At 61.0% G+C, this 18,920-nt stretch carries 14 protein-coding genes; 6 read left to right on the plus strand and 8 right to left on the minus strand.

Annotation, left to right across the window (positions count from 1 at the left end; genetic code table 11):
* Nucleotides 1-459: 459 nt before the first annotated feature.
* From ACTJLA_RS07455 to ACTJLA_RS07475, 5 genes are all read right to left on the minus strand, one after another.
* On the minus strand, nucleotides 460-942 hold the full coding sequence (locus ACTJLA_RS07455) for a CS1 type fimbrial major subunit (RefSeq protein WP_054922516.1): 483 nt from the start codon (nucleotides 940-942) through the stop codon (nucleotides 460-462).
* A 5-nt stretch (nucleotides 943-947) separates the two neighbouring features.
* A complete protein-coding gene (locus tag ACTJLA_RS07460; protein WP_054922506.1) occupies nucleotides 948-1,706 on the minus strand; it encodes a hypothetical protein in 759 nt (252 codons plus the stop codon).
* 66 nt (nucleotides 1,707-1,772) lie between these two features.
* Nucleotides 1,773-3,020, minus strand: coding sequence for a hypothetical protein (locus tag ACTJLA_RS07465; RefSeq protein WP_440840921.1), 1,248 nt, complete (start codon nucleotides 3,018-3,020; stop codon nucleotides 1,773-1,775).
* Nucleotides 3,021-3,041: 21 nt separating this feature from the next.
* On the minus strand, nucleotides 3,042-5,564 hold the full coding sequence (locus tag ACTJLA_RS07470) for a CS1-pili formation C-terminal domain-containing protein (protein WP_314548195.1): 2,523 nt from the start codon (nucleotides 5,562-5,564) through the stop codon (nucleotides 3,042-3,044).
* 112 nt (nucleotides 5,565-5,676) lie between these two features.
* A complete protein-coding gene (locus tag ACTJLA_RS07475; protein ID WP_054897684.1) occupies nucleotides 5,677-6,177 on the minus strand; it encodes a CS1 type fimbrial major subunit in 501 nt (166 codons plus the stop codon).
* A gap of 462 nt (nucleotides 6,178-6,639) precedes the next feature.
* Here ACTJLA_RS07475 and ACTJLA_RS07480 point away from each other — a divergent pair, with 462 nt between their 5' ends.
* Together ACTJLA_RS07480 and ACTJLA_RS07485 are read left to right on the plus strand one after the other, a co-directional pair.
* Complete coding sequence (locus ACTJLA_RS07480) at nucleotides 6,640-7,149, plus strand: PadR family transcriptional regulator (protein ID WP_034127994.1); 510 nt, start codon at nucleotides 6,640-6,642, stop codon at nucleotides 7,147-7,149.
* Nucleotides 7,146-7,913: a siderophore-interacting protein gene (locus ACTJLA_RS07485; protein WP_072447586.1), complete on the plus strand. Its 768-nt coding sequence runs from the start codon at nucleotides 7,146-7,148 to the stop codon at nucleotides 7,911-7,913. Before ACTJLA_RS07480 ends, ACTJLA_RS07485 begins: the two co-directional genes overlap by 4 nt.
* 47 nt (nucleotides 7,914-7,960) lie before the next feature.
* On the opposite strand, the gene ACTJLA_RS07490 is transcribed toward ACTJLA_RS07485, so the two are convergent.
* Both ACTJLA_RS07490 and ACTJLA_RS07495 read right to left on the minus strand, forming a co-directional pair.
* Nucleotides 7,961-8,587, minus strand: coding sequence for a Pr6Pr family membrane protein (locus ACTJLA_RS07490; protein ID WP_054897682.1), 627 nt, complete (start codon nucleotides 8,585-8,587; stop codon nucleotides 7,961-7,963).
* Nucleotides 8,588-8,591: 4 nt separating this feature from the next.
* Entirely contained in the window at nucleotides 8,592-8,825 is a 234-nt protein-coding gene (locus ACTJLA_RS07495) for a VF530 family DNA-binding protein (RefSeq protein ID WP_054897681.1), read from the minus strand.
* A gap of 169 nt (nucleotides 8,826-8,994) precedes the next feature.
* On the opposite strand from ACTJLA_RS07495, the gene ACTJLA_RS07500 reads away from it, so the two are divergent.
* The 4 genes from ACTJLA_RS07500 to ACTJLA_RS07515 all read left to right on the plus strand — a co-directional run bounded on the left by ACTJLA_RS07500 (nucleotide 8,995) and on the right by ACTJLA_RS07515 (nucleotide 16,371).
* The gene (locus ACTJLA_RS07500) at nucleotides 8,995-11,013 is read left to right on the plus strand and encodes a TonB-dependent receptor (RefSeq protein ID WP_314548203.1); all 2,019 of its coding nucleotides are present in this window, start codon (nucleotides 8,995-8,997) and stop codon (nucleotides 11,011-11,013) included.
* Nucleotides 11,014-11,480: 467 nt separating this feature from the next.
* Nucleotides 11,481-13,898, plus strand: a complete 2,418-nt coding sequence (locus ACTJLA_RS07505) for a glucose/quinate/shikimate family membrane-bound PQQ-dependent dehydrogenase (protein ID WP_014717088.1) — start codon at nucleotides 11,481-11,483, stop codon at nucleotides 13,896-13,898.
* 168 nt (nucleotides 13,899-14,066) lie between these two features.
* On the plus strand, nucleotides 14,067-14,912 hold the full coding sequence (locus ACTJLA_RS07510; protein WP_314548206.1) for a 2OG-Fe(II) oxygenase: 846 nt from the start codon (nucleotides 14,067-14,069) through the stop codon (nucleotides 14,910-14,912).
* A gap of 34 nt (nucleotides 14,913-14,946) precedes the next feature.
* Complete coding sequence (locus ACTJLA_RS07515; RefSeq protein WP_314548208.1) at nucleotides 14,947-16,371, plus strand: pyridoxal phosphate-dependent decarboxylase family protein; 1,425 nt, start codon at nucleotides 14,947-14,949, stop codon at nucleotides 16,369-16,371.
* Nucleotides 16,372-16,482: 111 nt separating this feature from the next.
* Here the strand turns inward: ACTJLA_RS07515 and ACTJLA_RS07520 are convergent, their stop codons facing one another.
* The gene (locus ACTJLA_RS07520) at nucleotides 16,483-18,819 is read right to left on the minus strand and encodes a putative bifunctional diguanylate cyclase/phosphodiesterase (RefSeq protein WP_200582744.1); all 2,337 of its coding nucleotides are present in this window, start codon (nucleotides 18,817-18,819) and stop codon (nucleotides 16,483-16,485) included.
* Nucleotides 18,820-18,920: the final 101 nt, after the last annotated feature.

Raw genomic sequence — 18,920 nt, forward strand, 5'->3', positions numbered from 1 at the left:
TGGGGCAAGAGCGTTTTGCTTACTTTTGCGCTTTTCAAAAGTGAGCCGCTGTAAAAGCGGAACCCTAAGTGGCCGTTACCGCAGAAATGGATATGTAGACGGATAACAGCTTCAGCTGTCAGGTCGCCTTCGCGAGCAAGCCCCCTCCCACAGGCCCGGCGTCGCACCAAAAAGTTGTGTAGATACCCATGCTTTCATGGACGTGATTAGGGTAAGTCATCTGACTTACAGACTACCCAACCCTGTTATTCGAGCCCCGCTACCCGCACGCAGCTGGACCAGCACCGGCTCACATCGGACGACGAGGCCGGTATTCATCTGGCCTCTCGCAGTACGCTGGTAGCCCGGTTGAGAAGGTTGGAAGCGTTACCTTGAGCAGCAGAACCCCACCGCCAAATGAAACAACGGCAACACCTTCGACCTGAAGTACCAGCAGCTCGATGAAATGGGCCCGAGCGGTCAAGGCGCCAGAAAATCAAACATCAGGTGCACCGTGCCGTAGTAGGACCCGCCCTGGTATCCACCCTGCGGCTCGATCGGAGCAATCTCCAGCTCGACGCGCCGGCCCATGCCCGCCTCGTCAGCGCTGAGTATCTGGGTCGAGTCCAGGGTCAGGGGCACCCGGTTGAACAGCACGCGCAAATCAATACGGTCGCGGCCGCTCAACAGATAGGGCACGTCCCCCAGCCGCGCAGCTACGCCGCCATTGAGGTTTTTCACGTCGAAGTTCTTGCGCAGGCGCCCGAGCCTGGAGGTCGCCAGGTCCCAGGCCAGCAGTTGGTCCTGCGCCATCCAGTCAGGTTCGGAGGGCAGCACATAGGCTTCGTGGATCGGAATGGTGACCGACACATCAAAACTCTGGCGCTCCTGAAACGCCTGTACCGGCCCGCCGATGAACAACGTTGCGACCAGCCCCGCCCATACCGTCAGTTGCTTGAACATTGTCATCACCCGTTGCTGTTGACCGTCATCGGTGTTTTGTCGCGGCCTTCGATCATCTGGAAGCGGTATTCACGTCCGGGCTTCTTCTCGAGCTGCCATTGGCGTCCCGGCAGGATGTGGTGTTTGGTGGTGGCTTCGCAGTCGGTTTTTTTCGCCGCTGAACAGTCCCGGAACTCATCGAGTACCACCACGCTGTTGCCGGCGTTGCGCAGTGTGTACTGGTCGGCGGTCTCGACGACCTTCGTATCGAAGCGGGTGTCCTTGGGCCGCACGAAAAACACCGTGCCGTAACCGGCCATGACGTTGACGCCGGCGGCGAGATCTTTTTTGTACTCGTCGCGCTCGGCGTCGGTCACGGCGAAGTCGTCTTCCTTCTCCGGCACCACCGGGATGAAGCGCACCCGGAAGTAACGCTCCTTGTCGCGCTCGCCCATGTACAGCAAGCGCGTCCCCTGGCGCCCGCCCGCCGGAACGATCAACCGCGCCGGGCTGGCCATCAGGCCGTCGCGGCTGGTGGCGGCGCCCTTGTCATCCGTCAGGGAGGCCACCGGGATTTCCCTGGACGTGCCGTCGGCGTTATAGACAATTTCCAGCACATTGACCTTGATAAAGGCGGTGCTGGTGCCGCCGTTGAACACCCGCTTGAGATAAGAACTGCGGTCGCCCTCCAGGTAGTCATACACCACGCCGACATTGATCGCCGGCCCGGCCTGCGCCGCCAATGACATCAGCAACAGCCCAGCCCCTAACACTGCATGTTTCATGTTTGATTACGCCTTATTGATTGAACGCGGCCCACCACAGGGAGCCGATATGCGAGCCGGGCTCGCCTAGACTTCCGAATCCCAGATCACCGTGGCCACGCCGGAATAGGTGCTGCCGGGTTTCTTGAGCATGTCGGCCACGTCATCCTTGCCCACCTCGAAATGCAACTCGCCCTCGCGGTTGTTCACGTACTGCAACGGCTGGAACAGTTCGGTGCCGACGCCGTCGAGGCGCAGGGGCAGTTTGTTCACGCCCTGGTCGTGCTGATCACGCAAGCCATAGGGCAGGCTCACGGCGACTTGAAGCGGCACTTCGTCACCGTCGTTGTTGCGCAGGCCACAGGTGTTGCCGATCACCAGCCCGCACTCCAGGGTCATCTTGAAACGTGAGCTGGCGGAGATTGCGAAGGTCTGGTCACGCCATAGCCGCGAGGGGCGCCGCCCCTGGTTGAGCCAGGCTTGCCAGCCGCCTTCGGGTAACAGCTCGATGCGATTGCCGCCCGCCGGCAGGTCAATCTTGAGCACGTGCTCCACCGACAAGATGAAGTTGAACGTCAGGGTGTTTTCGTCGGGGATCATGGTGGTGCCGAAATCCATATCGCCGCCCGGGCCCATGGTGTAAGTGATGGACCCCTCATAAGTACCAGCGTCCATACCCAGAGGGTTTGGTGTCTTGAGTTCGTAGCCGTACTCAAGCGTGCTGTAGCTCATCCGCCCGATTTCCATACCATTTGTAACGCTGCAGGCTCCGGCGTTCTCCGGAACGATCCAGAAAAAAAGCGCATACGCTTGTCCCGCCGCCATGTAATTGATCGGCAAGCACGGTGCCGGCGCCCCTCGCCAATAAGCGTTCCAGCCCACGCCTGGCGTGGCCCAGCCGGACACACCCGGTGGATAAGAGACATTCCACCGTCCCCCAATACCGGCAATGCGCATCTGTACCGTCTCCGCACGACTGGTGACGGTGTGAGTCACTTGCAGATCGCGAAATGCCGAGGGCACCTTGAAATAGGCGCTCTGGCGCGGATCCTCCGGAAACGCCGGTATCGGCCCATTGGAATAGGCCCGGAACGAACTGTTACGAATACTGAAGGTATTGACCGCCTCGCACCTGGCTGGAACGTGCCAGGGACACAAGCCACTTTGCGGCGTGGTATTGACGAATTTATTGCTCGTTGGGTTGGCCGGATCGGGGCGAAACACCGCCGTGATCTGCTCGACGATAGCCAGTGCCGGCAAGCTGTAGGTAGCGCCCAAAACCAGCGCGAATGCACAGAGCCCCAAGCGTTTTTTCATTGCGGTAATCAAGGTCATGAACTCCCGTTTCAACCGCCGTCAACCGGCGGTTTCGCCCTTGTGGTTAGCTTCGGCCAGCGTGTCCGGCGTGCAGCGCAGATCACCAATCATCAGCACGTCGTTTTCATCCGGCGCAGTGCTCGGGTCCAGGCGGAACTGGCAGAGCAACTGGTTCTGGTAGCGCACCTGCAGGGTCGGCGCGCTGGCGCTCATCTCCATGGAGAAGAACCCGTCCACTTCGCTGACCCCACGGCTGGCGTGATTGATTACGTGATGGCCTTTAAGCGGCGCGCCGCGTTCATCCAGCAGGCGGCCGAGTACGGTGACGGTTTTCATCACGGTGATCTTGCGGTAGTCCACGCCGCCCTTGTTCAGGTGGTAACTGGAGCGCGCGGGCTGGATGTTCGCCGCCGGCGGGTGGTTGCCTTCGAAGTCGAAGCTCACGCTGCTGCTCTTGTAGGCCGAGACCGGCACGTAGTTGCGCCCCGGACGCAGTACCGCGCTGCCGCCGCCCAGGTCGTCGGCGCGCAGGGCGATCTCGTCGAGGTCGGTTTCCACATCGATGATCATCCCCGCGCCGTTGCCCTGGTACTGGCTGCTGAGCAGCATTTTCCCGGCGCCCGCGACGAAGGTGCTGTTGAGGTTCAAGCCACCACTGAAATCGCCATTGAAGGAGCTGCGCTGCACAAAGCCGTCGCCGCTGACCACGTCGGTACTGAAGTTGGTCATGCCTGACAGGCCGACGCCGTAGGTATCAGTGATCGCCGTGGCCGAGACACTTTGCAGCACATGGTCGGTGAGGTTCTGCCGATACGTGATCGACGCATTGTTATCGCGGCCGCCATCACGGGCGGTGCGGGTGCCGATGCTGCCGGAAATCTGCCGGCCATCGCTGCCCAGGTTCACGCTCAGGCTCACATCCACGCCACGGTTGCGCTGGTCATTGGTGCCGGCGCTGCCGGGGCGGTCGAACACCGAGAAACGCCAGTTGGCATCACTGCCGAAAAAGCTGTCGTGACGGCTCCAGCCCAGGTCCAGCCCCGCACCTTCGACGTTGCCTTGGCTATGGGACACTCGCATGTTCAAGGTGTTTTTCGCATCAAGGCGATGGTTGACCGACAACGCCGAATTGCTGGCCTGGCCGACAAAGGTGTTGCGCCGCAGGCGCGTGCCGTCGGGCAGGGTTTCGTAGGTGTCGCGGGTGTCGAGCCAGCTGCGGTTGTGACTGAACACCAGGTTGGTCGCGCCGAAGCTGTAGAGCCCTTGCAGGTCAAGGCCCGTGCCATGTTCACGGGTTTGATAAACATTGGCATAGAGGCTGGTGTTGTCGGCAACGGTCCAGTCCACCGAGCTGCCATATTGCAGTTGCTCGCGCACCTGGCGGGCCGACAGGCCAAGAATCACCCGTGGGTGCAGCAGGTAATTGAGCGACGCGCCGGCCGTCACCACACCCGAGGCTTGCTCGTCCCAGTTGCTGAACAGCTTGGTTTCGCGCCCGGCGAACAGGTTGTAGCGCCAGCGGTCTTCGGCGTTGCGCCAGTTACCGGGTTTGTACACCAGCTCCTGGGTAGTGCTGGTGGTGAGGCCGTCTTCCACCAGGCGTACTTCCACTTCATAGATACCGCCGGGTAGTGGCCGGGTGTCCAGGGTTTGCAGGCCGGCGGCCACGGCCTGGGTGTTGATCAACAAGCCGTTGCGATAAATCTCTACCGCTGCCTGACGGTTGGCGGTGACGTAGATCGGGTACACGCTGGGCTTGGGGTTGTTGATCGCCAGGCTGTCGGAACTGCCGTACATGATGCCCAAGGCGGTGTCGGGGCTGGCGCCGAAGCTGCGCAGTTGACGGGTCAGGCCATCGGAATTGGGGGTGAAGTGGCCGAGGCGAAAAAATTGCCCTTCCAGTTCACGCTGGGTATACAGCTCATGAATCGCGTGGCGCATGGGTTGGTCATTACCGCTCTGGCGCGCCAGTTGCAGGTTGAACACCTGGCTCCAGTTGCCCACGCTGGAACTGGCTTGCAAACCATAACGGCCGCCGAGGCTGTCTTGCTGACCGCCATTTAGGTTGAGCTGGTTGTTGATGATCAACCCCAGGCTGCCGCCGTCGGGCTGGTCGTAAAAGCGCGGGGCTTCGCTACTCAGTTCAACGTCCTGCGTGAGGATCGACAACTGCGAGCTTTCCAGATTGTAGTAAGCAGAGATCATCTTTTGCGGGCAAGACTGGGTGCAGGCGCCCAACGCCACGCCTTTTTCCAGCAGGCCTTGCCAGGTGTCGCGGGTGGCAGCCGGCACCTTGCTGTCGCCGGTGTCGGTGAATTCGAGCAGGGTGACGCGGTCGTCCCGGGACAGCACGATCAGCGCTTCGCCAAGCAGTTGGTGGTCCAGGTCTACGCGCACCGCGAGGGGTACATCGAAAAAGTGATCGGCAAAGCCTGCGGGCAAGCCTTGGGCCTGAGTGATCAGGCTGCCGGGCGTGGCTGCACCGGAAGCAGCAGGTGCCGCCAGCGCACTCGTACATATCAGCAGCGCAAGCGCAGCCGCGATAGGCGTCATCGGGAACATGAACGGATACTCTGAATGCCAGGAGACCAGAATCAAAAACCAGGCCGGCGAACGGAGGAGGCATTCGCCGACCTGAAAAGTCATGCCCGCGCCAAGCGGGCATTAAGTGGCATCAAGGCGCTACTGGCAGTACCGCGTCGAAGACCACTGGCATCACGGAGGTGTACGAACCGCGCTGAGTCGCCGAAGGCTTGGCTGCGACGATGCGCATCTCCGCACCTACGCCTGGGGTGGAGTCGGCTTCGTTGACCACTTCCTGTGGGGTGCCGGTCAGGGTCACACCATTGAGGGTGGTGGTGAGCGGGATGTTCTGGCTTGGGTCACCGTTGAACAGCACGGCCGGGCCGCCTTCGATGTAGGCGTGAACCGAACCATTGGTGTTCTTGATGTCGTAGATGGCACTCAACGGCGCCAGCTCACCGCTGACCAGGTTGTAGGTCATGGTTTCATCGCGACCCCAGTTCGGGTCACGCGGCTGGGCGTGGAACACGGTAGTCGGGATGGTGGCCTTCATGTTGACGGTGTGGCTGGCTTCACCGGCAGCAAAAGCTGTTACCGAGGAGGACAGCGCCATAACAGCCAGGGGAACAGCAATCGCAAACTTCTTGAACATGGTCAATACCTGTAGTTATCAACATTGAGTGATTCGTCGCCAAGTAACCGCCTTAACAACGAACGCGCCGCCGTTAGTTGCAACGCCAAACAATGATCAACTCAAAACAACAGTAGGTATGCAGGCAACCTCTCACGCCTGCGTAGCCCTATTAATCAGGGATTGAGAGAAAAACATGGCACTTTGCCAAAACTTTTAAATTAGCTGTAAGAACAAGACTACAACACAAAAAACAGGGCCAACCAAAAGAACTTTCGCTCAGAAAAATACCACAAACAAGCTGCCGGACATAAACTTAACTGAGTTTAAACTCTAATTAAAGTTATGACTCTAAAATTAATCGTATTCCACGTATTCCAAGGTCCTCTGCCGGAAAAGGCGCCGACGACCGTTGGTCGCCAAGCTCTATCGTCACGTTAAGATATATCTTAAGTTATATCTAAACCTGTCTGGAGAGACTGCATGAGAAACGAACCTCGCGGTGAATTCGAAAAACGTGGCGGTCGCGGTCCTCGCGTCTTCGCACCGGGTGATCTGAAATTACTGCTGCTGGCGCTGATCGCCGAACAACCATGCCACGGCTACGACCTGATCCGCCGCATCGAAAGCCTGTTCGACGGCGCCTACAGTCCCAGCCCCGGCGTGATCTACCCGACCTTGACCTTCCTCGAAGAGAGCGAGCTGATCAGCGGCAATGCCGAAGGCGGGAAAAAACACTACACAATCACCGACGCCGGTCGTCTCTTTCTAAGTGAGCAGGCCGTTGCCCTGGACGGCGTGCGCATGCGCATCGATGTGAGCAAACGCTCGCTGCGCGGCCACGATCGCCCACCCGAGATTCATGAGGCGGTGCACAACCTGCGCCACGCCTTGCATTCGCACAACGGGCACTGGAGCCCGCAGGAAATCGTTCGTGTTGCGGCGCTGCTCAATCGCACCGCCCAAGCCATTGCCGACGGGACAGACCAATGAACACACAAGCTATTCACCGCGTAACCCATGAAATAAAACGCCGCCGCCTGGAAGTGCTGCGGGTGGTGGACATCACCCCGCGCATGCGCCGCATCACACTGGGCGGGCCTGAGCTGGCGGGCTTTGTCAGCCTGGGCAGCGACGATCACATCAAGCTGCTGTTCCCGCAGAACGCCGCCGAGCAAGCGGCGCTGGAAAGCCCGACGTTCGCCATCAAGGGCGACGGCCCGCAACCGGCCATGCGCGACTACACGCCACGACGCTACGACCTGAAAATCGGCGAGCTGGATATCGACTTCGTGCTACATGGCGATGGCCCTGCGTCTACCTGGGCCGAGCAGGCGCAGGTCGGTCAGCACCTGTATATCGGCGGGCCACGAGGCTCGATGATCGTGCCGGACATTTTCGACAGCTACCTGCTGATCGGCGACGAAACCGCCCTGCCCGCCATCGGTCGACGCCTGGAAGAACTGCCGGCCGGGCGCAAGGTGCTGGCGGTGATTGAAATCGCCGATGCGGCGGAGCAACAAGCGCTGCAAAGCGCGGCGGACGTCGAGATTATTTGGGTGATGCGCGGCCAGGATGACCTGCTCGACGTGGTGCGCAACCTGACGCTGCCCAGCGGCACGCTGTACAGCTTTGTCGCCACCGAAACCAAGTTGTCACGCCAGGTACGGCGGGTGCTGCTGGATACGCACAAGGTCAATGAGGAATACCTCAAGGCCGTGGGTTACTGGCGTGCTGAGGGCAGCGAAGAAGAATGAATAAGGTGGGAGCTGGCTTGCCTGCTCCCACCTTAATGGTGCTCACTTTAAATCGAGGGTGATTTGAGGCGCTTGTCCAGGCCAACGATCACCAGCCCAATGACGATAAACCCTGCCAAAATCCCTCCGGCATTCACAAACACTTGTGGATAACCGAGGCTGTCCACATCCATGAACGGGTACTGATACTGCCCGAGCATATGCCCCCGCAGCAGCACATAACCGAAGTACACCAATGGGTAGATCACCCAGCCGGCAATGTGTTTGAGCCGCAACGTACCCTTGGGCACGCACCGCCACCAATACACCACAAACAACAACGGCATGACGTCGTGCAGCAATTCATCGGCGATAAATTGAAAGCCTTGCGGGCTCCACAGATGCCGCAGCAGCAGGTTGTAGGCCAGGCTCACCACCACGATGCTCGCGGCAATCGCGCTACTGATGCGAGGCGCGAGGAAGAACCGCTTGGCGGCTGAGTCGCGCTTGACCAGTGAGTAGCTGAGCACCACGACCACCAGGGTATTGGTCAGAACGGTGAAGAAGCTGAAGAAACTGATCAGGCCGCCCAGCAAGCTCGCGCCACTGGCCCAGCGCGAATAGAGAATCAGGTATTGCTGGATAGCCAACCCCACCCAACCGGCCAAGGCTGCCGTCGCGACAAAGCGCTTCATGCTTTCAATCCAGGGGGCGCTTGGTACGCATCAGCTTGACGTACAAAGCTTCGACCTTTTCCCGCGCCCACGGGGTTTTGCGCAGGAAAGTCAGGCTCGACTTGATGCTCGGGTCACTCTTGAAGCAGCGGATATCAATGCGCTCGGCCAAGCCGCTCCACTCGTAATGTTCCACCAGGGTGGTGAGCACGTGCTGCAGGGTCACACCGTGGAGCGGGTCGTTGCTTGTCGCGGTCATGCCGGGCCTTTTGCAAAAAGAGGAACACAGCCGCGCACCTTAGCCGACGGGGCGAGCAGGTGGAAGCATCGCATTGAATATAGCCCGCCAGGAAAAGTTCCCCTTTTTCACAGAAAAGAGATGTTATATTGTAACTTAAGTTATCAGTCACTTTGCCCAGGAATATCCGATGTCGCTGCCTTCTCTCTGGCGCTTGTCGCCCCTCGCCGCCGCCCTGTTGATTGGCTCCCAGGCCCATGCCCTTGAACTGCCACCCCAAGTAGTCACCGGCAACCCGCTGGGCAGCACACAACTCGCCTCGCCCACCACCGTGCTGGAAGGCGATGACCTGACCCTGCAACAAAAAGGCAGCCTCGGTGAAACCCTGAACAAGCAGCCGGGCGTGTCGTCTTCGTACTTTGGCCCGGGGGCCAGCCGCCCAATCATTCGCGGCCAGGATGGCGACCGCATTCGCATCCTGCGCAACGGCGTGGGGGCGCTGGATGCCTCGTCGCTGTCCTACGACCACGCGGTGCCCCTGGACCCGATCAACGTTGACCGCATCGAAATCGTAAGGGGCCCGGCCGCCCTGCTGTACGGCGGCAGCGCCATCGGCGGCGTGGTCAACACCTTCGACAATCGCATCCCCACCGAGGCCATTGAAGGCATCCATGGCGCCGGCGAGTTGCGCTACGGCGGTGCCGACACCACCCGCAGCAGCGCGGGCAAGCTGGAAGCCGGCAACGGCAGCTTCGCCTTGCACCTGGATGCCAATGGCCGCGAGTTCAACGACCTGAAAATTCCAGGCTATGCCCGCAGCCGGCATGCACCGGAGAGCGAGAACGGCCCCGGCAAAAACGGGCGCCTGGGTAACAGCAATGGGCGCCAGGACGGCGGTGCGGTGGGCGGTTCCTACACTTGGGACGATGGTTATGCCGGGCTGTCCTACAGCAATTACGACAGTAACTACGGCTCACCCGCCGAGCAGGATGTGCGCATCCGCATGAAACAGGACCACTACGCCTTTGCGTCCGAGATCCGCAACCTGCAAGGGCCATTTACCTCGGTGAAAATAGACGCCGGTTACACCGACTACGAACACCGGGAAATCGAAGGCGGCGAAACCGGCACCACCTTCAAGAACAAAGGCTATGAAGCCCGCGTTGAAGCCCGACACCAGCCGATTGGCCCGTTCGATGGGGTGGTCGGTGCCCAAGTGACGCGCAACGAGTTCTCGGCCCTGGGCGAAGAAGCTTTCGTGCCACAGAGCGACACCAACGCCGGCGCGCTGTTTATCCTCGAAGAAATGCAAGCCACTGAACGCCTGAAACTCAGCCTCGGCGCACGCGTGGAACACACCAGCGTCGACCCGAACGCCAAAGGCAACGAGCGTTTTGCCAATGCCGACAAGAGCAATAACTTCACCGCCGGCAGCTTGTCGTCTGGCGCTGTCTACACCCTTACGCCGGTCTGGTCCCTGGCCGCCACCCTGGGCTACACCGAACGCGCACCGACCTTCTACGAGCTGTATGCCAACGGCGCCCACGTCGCCACCGGCACCTATGAGTTGGGCGATGCCAACCTGAAGAAAGAAAAAGCCGTGTCCAGCGACCTGGCGCTGCGCTTTGACAACGGCACCCACAAGGGCAGCTTTGGCGTGTTCTATAGCCGCTTCTCCAATTACATCGGTTTGCTCGGCACTGGCCGTACGCTAAACGACGAAGGTGAAGAGGACGCGGGCGGTATTCCCGAGTACGAATATTCTGGCGTACGAGCACGCTTCGCCGGCTTCGAAGCCCAGGATCACTGGAAGCTCGGCGAAGGCGCCTACGGCAAGTTTGCGCTGGAACTGTCGGGCGACTACACCCGCGCCACCAACCTGGACACCGGCGAAGCCTTGCCACGCATTGCGCCTCTGCGCATGAGCAGCGGCCTGCTGTGGGAACTGGATCGCTGGCAGGCGCGTATCGACGTGGAACATGCCGCAGGCCAAGGACGCGTGCCGGATAACGAAAGCGGCACCGATGGCTACACCACCCTCGGCGCCAGCGCGGGGTATCGCTTCAATGTGGGCGGCAGCCAGTGGCTGGCCTTCGTCAATGGCGAGAACCTGACCAACCAGACCGTGCGCTATGCCAGCTCGATCCTGCGCGATATCGCGCCGGCGCCAGGTAGAAGCGTGCAGTTCGGCGTTCGCACTACCTTCTAATCATCACCGAAAATCCCCTGTGGGAGCGGGCGTTGGGTCAGTCAACATCAATGTTTGCTGGGCCGACGTCTTCGCAGGCAAGCCAGCTCCCACATTTGAACGTCGTTGCGTTGAGCATTGCGTTCGCTTGACTGATCGGTATTGGGGCGACTATCTGTCACTGTTACCAAAACTGAAATGATGCATCTTGCGATTCACCCTTTCTCAAAACGCCCCGCCGCATTATCCTTCGCAACAATCTGAAACGCTTCAGCTCCCGGTCGACTCCTTTTGCCGAATCTCTTTTTGCTCAAAGACAGCGCTGTCTTAATCCGACCTGCGCTCGGGAGTTTATTGCCTGCCTGTGGATAACCCGGTTATCCACAGAAAAAATCAAAAATAACGATGAACCAAGCCCGAGCCGAATCGTCATCTACAGTGAGTGAAGCACGGGGTTACATAATTCCAACGTAACGGAGAAACACACTATGAGCACTGATGGTGCCTCAAGCCCAAGCCGCCTGTTGCCCAGGCTGCTAGGCGTCTTGCTGCTGATCATGGGGCTGGCCTTGCTGGCTGGCGGCGTCAAGCTGAGCATGCTCGGCGGGTCGCTGTACTACCTGCTCGCCGGTATCGGCATCACCCTGACCGGCGTGTTGCTGCTGGCCACCCGCCGCGCTGCGCTGGGCTTGTACGCCCTGGTGTTGTTCGCCAGCACCGTGTGGGCGCTGTGGGAAGTCGGCCTGGACTGGTGGCAGTTGGTGCCGCGCCTGGCCCTGCTGTTCGCCTTGGGCATCGTCATGCTGTTGCCGTGGTTTCGTCGTCCGTTGCTGCGTGGCCAAGCGGCCCCGCTGGGTACCGGCGCGCTGAGCGTTGCCGTGGTGCTGGCGGGCGCGACCGCCCTGGCCAGCCAATTCACCAACCCAGGTGAAATGGTCAAGACCGGCCAACTGGACCGCGACGCGGTGCCGGGTATGGCCAGCGCTGCGCCAACCCAGGCCGATGGCGACTGGAACTCCTATGGCCGCTCGGCCTTCGGTGACCGTTACTCGCCACTGGCACAGATCACCCCGGAGAACGCCCATAAACTGGTGCCGGCGTGGACTTATCGCACGGGCGACATCCCTGGCCCAGGCGATCCCGGTGAAACCACCGCGGAAAATACCCCGCTGAAAGTCAATGGCATGCTCTACGTGTGCACACCGCACAGCCAAGTGATTGCCCTGGACCCGGATACCGGCAAGGAAATCTGGCGTTTCGACCCGAAAATCACCACCCAGGGTGCTGAGAGCTTCAAAGGTTGGGCGCACATGACCTGCCGTGGCGTGTCGTACCACGATGACGCCGCCTACGCTTCCGAGCAGAGCCCGACTGGCACTGCCAGCCCGGCCGCCGCTCCGAATGCCTGCCCGAAACGCATCTTCGTGCCGACCGCCGACACCCGTCTGATCGCCCTGAACGCCGACACCGGCAAGATGTGCGAAGACTTCGGTGACAAAGGTCAGGTCGACCTGCGTGCCAACATCGGTAGCTTCGCCCCAGGCGGTTACTACTCCACGTCGCCACCGGCCGTGACCAAGAACCTGGTCGTGATCGGCGGTCACGTGACCGACAACGTTTCCATCGACGAGCCAAGCGGCGTGATCCGCGCGTTCGACGTGCACACCGGCAAGCTGGTGTGGAACTGGGACAGCGGCAACCCGGACGACACCACCCCGTTGGCCGAGGGCAAGACCTACACCCGCAACTCGCCGAACATGTGGTCCATGTTCGCCGTGGATGAAAAACTCGGCATGCTCTACCTGCCGATGGGCAACCAGATGCCCGACCAGTACGGCGGCGACCGTACCGATGAGTCCGAGAAGTACGCCGCGGGCCTGACCGCCCTGGACATCGACACCGGCCACGTGAAGTGGACCTTCCAGTTCACCCACCACGACCTGTGGGACATGGACGTGGGCGGCCAGCCTTCGCTGATCGACATCAAGACCGCTGCGGGCGTGAAGCAAGCGGTGATGGCGTCGACCAAGCAAGGCAGCATCTACGTGCTGGACCGCGCCACTGGCCAGCCAGTGGTGCCCGTCAATGAAATCCCGGTGCCACAGGGCGCAGTGGCGGGCGACCGCACCTCCCCTACCCAACCCAAGTCCGACCTGAACTTCATGCCGCCGCCGTTGAAAGAACGCGACATGTGGGGCGTGACACCGTTCGACCAGATGCTGTGCCGGATCGATTTCAAATCCATGCGCTACGACGGCCCGTTCACCCCGCCGTCCCTGCAAGGTTCGATCGTGTACCCAGGCAACTTCGGCGTGTTCGACTGGGGCGGTATCTCGGTTGACCCGGTGCGCCAGATCGCCTTCGTGAACCCAAGCTACATGGCGTTCAAATCGAAGCTGATCCCGGCTGCCGACATTGCCAAGCAAGGCCCACGCGTCAGCGAAACCGAAGGCGTGCAGCCGAACAAAGGCGCCCCGTATGGTGTGATCCTTGAAGCACTGCTGTCGCCGATGGGCCTGCCGTGCCAGGCACCGGCCTGGGGCTACGTGGCGGCGGTCGACCTGACCACCCACCAGACCATCTGGATGCACAAGAACGGCACCGTGCGTGACAGCTCGCCGGTTCCAATCCCACTGACCATGGGCGTGCCTAGCCTGGGCGGTACGTTCACCACCGCCGGTGGCGTCGCGTTCCTCAGCGGCACCCTGGACCAGTACCTGCGTGCCTATGACGTGAAAAACGGCAAGCAACTGTGGGAAGGCCGCCTGCCTGCAGGCGCGCAAACCACCCCGATGACCTACACCGGCAAGGACGGCAAGCAATACGTGCTGGTCATGGCGGGCGGTCACGGTTCCCTGGGGACCAAGCAGGGTGACTATGTGATGGCGTTCAAACTGCCAGATTAAGCAACGCTGGCGGTACAAAAAAGCGGCGGCCCGGTTGGGCAGCCGCTTTTTTTTGCCTGCTGAAAATGCCCCCGTGGTTTCCCCTCAACCCTTTAAAACTAATTTAGTGCGCACACCCTGCGTAATACAAAAGGCGTACGGATAAAACTTTAAAGGGAGCTTCACTGCATGACGGACCATGTCGCTACAAAACCGATTCTTTCCACCCCCACAAAAATCCTGGAACTTGACCACCTCAATACTGCAAGTTTGAAAAAACTCATCAGTGGCCAAGTGCTTGCCATTCGGGTACCTGAATTTGCCAACGCAACCACCAGCGCACGGTTGATTCAGGCCATCGACGATACCGCCACCCTGGAACACTATGGTCATGAAACCTATGAAGAGGGGCGCGTCGTTCAGCACTTCTATGGTGTGCATCGCTGGGGCACCCCGTTCAACTCCACGTACGGCAAGGCCGCCGGCGGTGACGCCCAACAGAAATATTATGCAGACGCGGCCCGTATGCGCGGCCTTATCGACAGCCTCTGTGCGCCGCAAAAACCGCCCATTCAACAGCTGATGGAACAGTTCCAGGCGCTCTGGCCGCAAGGTGCAACAGCCGCTTCGTTCCAGGGCCGACCGATGTTTTGCGGGATCATCCGCGTCATGTTCCCGGAGACGGCGCACCTCTCGGAAACGGTGCCCCATGTGGATTGCCTGCCCCGCACAATCGCTGAACTGCAGCATCAATTCAGCGCCAATATCTACCTGCAAACACCGCCTTCGGGGGGCGAGTTGATCATCTGGGATACCCAAGCCTTTAGCTATGATGAGGTCAAGCGCTTCGAAGGTGCCCAACTGCCCGAACAGTGTTTACAAAAACCGCTGCGCATCCGCCCACGCAAGAACGAACTGGTGCTCATCAATACCCGCCGCCCCCACGCCATCTGCGGGTTCGATTCGGGAAAACGCGTCAGCATGCAGTCGTTTATCGGCTATACCCCCGGCGAACCGTTTTACTTCTGGTGCTAATACTTTTATTGCTCGTGCACATGGACGTTTATCTATGACCCCCGAAGAATTCCGCCAACATGGCTATGCCATGATCGACCTGATTGCAGACTACCGACAGAACATCGAACAACGCGGCGTGCAGCCCACCACCCGACCTGGCGAGATCAAAGCTGCCCTGCCGGCCAGCCCGCCTGACACCGCCGAACCGTTCGAACAGATCATGGGCGACGTCGAAAAACTGATCATGCCCGGCTTGCTGCATTGGCAGCATCCCAGTTTCTTCGGGTTCTTCCCTTCCAATGTGGAACTGTCCTCAGTGCTGGGCGATTGCCTGAGCACCGGCCTGGGTGTGATTGGGTTGTCCTGGCAATCCAGTCCGGCTCTCACCGAAATAGAGGAAGTCACCACCGACTGGCTGCGCGACATGCTCGGCCTGGGCAACACGTGGAGCGGTGTGATCCAGGACTCTGCGTCCACCTCCACGCTGGTGGCGCTTATCAGCGCCCGGGAACGCAGCTCCGATTACGCGCTGATGCACAACGGCCTGCAAAACAGCAGCGCGCCCCTGATCGTCTACACCTCAGCCCATGCCCACAGCTCGGTCAACAAGGCGGCGATCCTGGCCGGGTTCGGCCAGAACCATATCCGCACCATCGCCACCGACGCACACCATGCAATGTCGCCCCAGGCACTGGCGCACGCCATCGAACAGGACCTGGCCGCCGGTAACACGCCCTGCGTGGTGATTGCCACCACCGGCACCACGGCCGCCATGGCGATCGACCCCCTGGAGGCCATTGGCGACCTCACCCAACGCTACAGCCTGTGGCTGCATGTGGACTCGGCCATGGCCGGCGCCGCAATGATCCTGCCAGAATGCCGGGCCTTGTGGGATGGCATCGAAAAGGCTGACTCCCTAGTGCTCAACCCGCACAAATGGCTGGGCGCGGCCTTCGACTGCTCGGTGTACTTCGTGCGCGACCCCGAGCATTTGATTCGCATCATGACCACCAACCCGAGTTACCTGCAGTCCAGCGCAGACGGCCAAGTGCGAAACTACCGTGACTGGCGGATCTCCCTGGGCAGCCGTTTCCGCGCCTTGAAGTTGTGGTTCCTGATACGCGAGCAAGGCGTCAGCGGCCTGCAAGCGCGGTTGCGGCGAGACCTGGCCAATGCGCGCTGGCTGGCAGAGCAGATCGAAGCCACTGAGCACTGGACACTGGTGGCCACGCCCGCCTTGCAAACCCTGTGCATTCGCCATGAACCGCCGGGTTTGGAAGGCCAGGCACTGGACCATCACACGCGAGCCTGGGCAGAAAAACTCAACCAGTCAGGCGATGCCTACGTCACCCCCGCCATCCTCGATGAGCGCTGGATGGTGAGGGTGTCCATCGGCGCGCTGGGCACCGAGCATCAGCATGTCCAAAGGTTGTGGGTGCGATTGCAAACCCTGGTCGCGGAAACGCGGCCGAAGTAGCCCCCCCTGTGGCGAGGGAGCTTGCTCCCGCTGGGCTGCGCAGCGGCCCCAAAATCCTGGGAGCGCTTCGCACTCCAGCGGGAGCAAGCTCCCTCGCCACAGTCAAACTGTCTAGGTTGGCACCTGCTCACGCCGCATCCACCGCTCGAACGCCATGGCATTGAGCGGCCGGCTGATCAGGTAGCCCTGGGCCGTGTCGCAGTTCCAGCGTTTGAGCAAGGTGAGGCTGTGTTCGAACTCCACGCCCTCGGCCACCACCTTGAGCCCCAGGCTATGACTCATCTCGATGGTGGAGCGCACGATCACCCCGTCGCCGCTGGTGCTGTCGAGGTTGCGCACAAAGGACTGGTCGATCTTCAGCTCTTGTACCGGCAGGCGCTGCAACTGTGCGAGGGACGAGTAACCGGTGCCGAAATCATCCACCGACAGGCTGATCCCGCAATTGCGCAACTGCTCCAGCACGCTGAGGGCCTGCTGCGGGTTGTGCATGATGGCGCTCTCGGTAATCTCGAAAATCAAATGCTCGGCGCCCACATGGTATTGGGCCAACAGCGCAGTGACGCGAATGGCCAAGTCATCATCCGCCAAGTCGTTCACGGAGATATTCACCGACAGCTGGATAACCAGCCCACGCTGCGCCCATTCGGCAATCTGGCGGATGGCTTCCTCGATCACCCACAGCGTTAGCGCGCTCATGCTACCGGTGCGTTCGGCCAGGGGAATGAACTCCCCGGGGGCCACTTGCCCCAGCGTCGGGTGCTGCCAGCGCAGCAAGGCTTCGGCCTGGCTCACATGGCCGTGCCGCAGATCGAGCTTGGGCTGGTAGCACAGGAACAACTCGCCTTCGATCACGGCGCGGCGCAAGTCGCGAATCAGGGTGATCTGGCGTTGGTGGGCGAGGTCGCGGTCCGGTTGGTAGATCTGCAAATGCCCCGGCAAGTTGGCCGCGTCGTGCCGGGCGATGGCCGCGCGGTTGATCAACTCTTCCACCTGCTGCCCATCAGCAGGGTACGCGGCGATGCCGATACTCACCTCATGGCGCACTTCGTCATTGCCGATGCGCAGGGGTTCGGTCAACGCCCCATGCAACTGGTCGGCGCGGGCCACGGCAGAGTCGATCTCGGTGTTTTCCAGCAACAACAGAAACTCACTGCCGGCGATGCGCGCGGCGGTGTCGCTGGCCAACAGGCTGCTGGACAAGCAGCGGCTGGCCTCGCACAACATGTGCTCGACACCTTCGGGGCCAAACCCTTCGTTGATGACTCGGTAGTTTTCGATCCCCACATACAGCAACACCACTGGCCGACGTGCGCTGACCGCACTGCCCAGGCGCTCCATGGCCAGGGCACGGTTGGGCAATCCGGTGAGCGGGTCATGCAAGGCATTGTGGGCCAGTTGCCGTTCGCGCAGGGCGATGCCGCTTTGCATGGCGTTGAACGCACGCGCCAGCAGGCCGAACTCGTCGTGGCTGCGCACCCGCACCGGGGTGCGGTAGTCACCGGCCCCGATCCGTTCAGCGGCTTGCACCAGCGCATTGAGCGGGCGTGACACTCGCCGCGCCAGGAATAAGGCCACCGCCAGCGAGACCAGCAGCACCGCCAGGGCAATCCCCATGAACTGCCGGTCCAGCGGCGCGAAGGATTCCAGCGCATGGTCCAGCGGACTTTGCAGCAACACGCGCACTTCATCGCCTTCGCCGCTGTTGGCCAAGGGCAACACTTGGCTGAGCACACGCTGGCCATGGAACAGCTGGATCTTCGCCTCAGGATCGACCTGCGTGCCATGCAAGAGGCTGATAATGCTTGGGCGCCAATTGCCAGGGTGGGTGGTGAACAGCTGACCGAGATGGCCGTCCTGCACACTGAGGAACGACACCTCCAGGTTGCTCATGGAGCGCAGTTCATGGGCGAATTGCGTGTCCATGGGAAAGCCCATGACCACGCGTGCGATCGGCACAGGCCCGAGCACATCTTTTTGCACCAGCAAATAGGGGCGCCCGGCCATGGCGACGATCAACATTTGCTGGCCGCTGCGCCGCGCCTTGCGCAAGGCATCGGCATACGGGAACAACTGGCCCCGCGTCTGCACCAGCAGGGTACTGACCATGACCCTGTCATCCAGGCCCAGCACCACCACTTCGCTGGAACTGACCCCGGTGCCATGGGTGCCCAGGGCCTCCAGGATCGGCACCGTCCGGCCGCCGGCCACCGCCTGCTTGAACGGCCCATCGGCGGTGAGCCAGTCCAACCCGTACTGCAAGCGCCGCCCGCGCAGGTCCAGCAGGCGCTCGAACACCTGCCGCCCGGTGTTCAACTGTACGTCGGCCTGGTTCTCCACCGCACGGGTGGTGGCAGCGTGCACGGCAAAATAGGTGGCGGCCACGACCACCAGCAACAACAGCGCCAGCACTCCGGCTATGCGGGTCTGAAACGTGTGGCGCCAGTGCATGGCCGCGCCCTCGGGCCGCGCTCGTCGCTCTTGGCCGTGCTTTCCTTGTGTCATACGCGTCCCTGCCGACTGCTAACCGGCGTCAAAAAAACATCCTTTTT

The sequence above is a fragment of the Pseudomonas sp. 22072 genome (genome assembly GCF_052046095.1).
In the GTDB taxonomy this organism is placed as follows: domain Bacteria; phylum Pseudomonadota; class Gammaproteobacteria; order Pseudomonadales; family Pseudomonadaceae; genus Aquipseudomonas; species Aquipseudomonas paracarnis.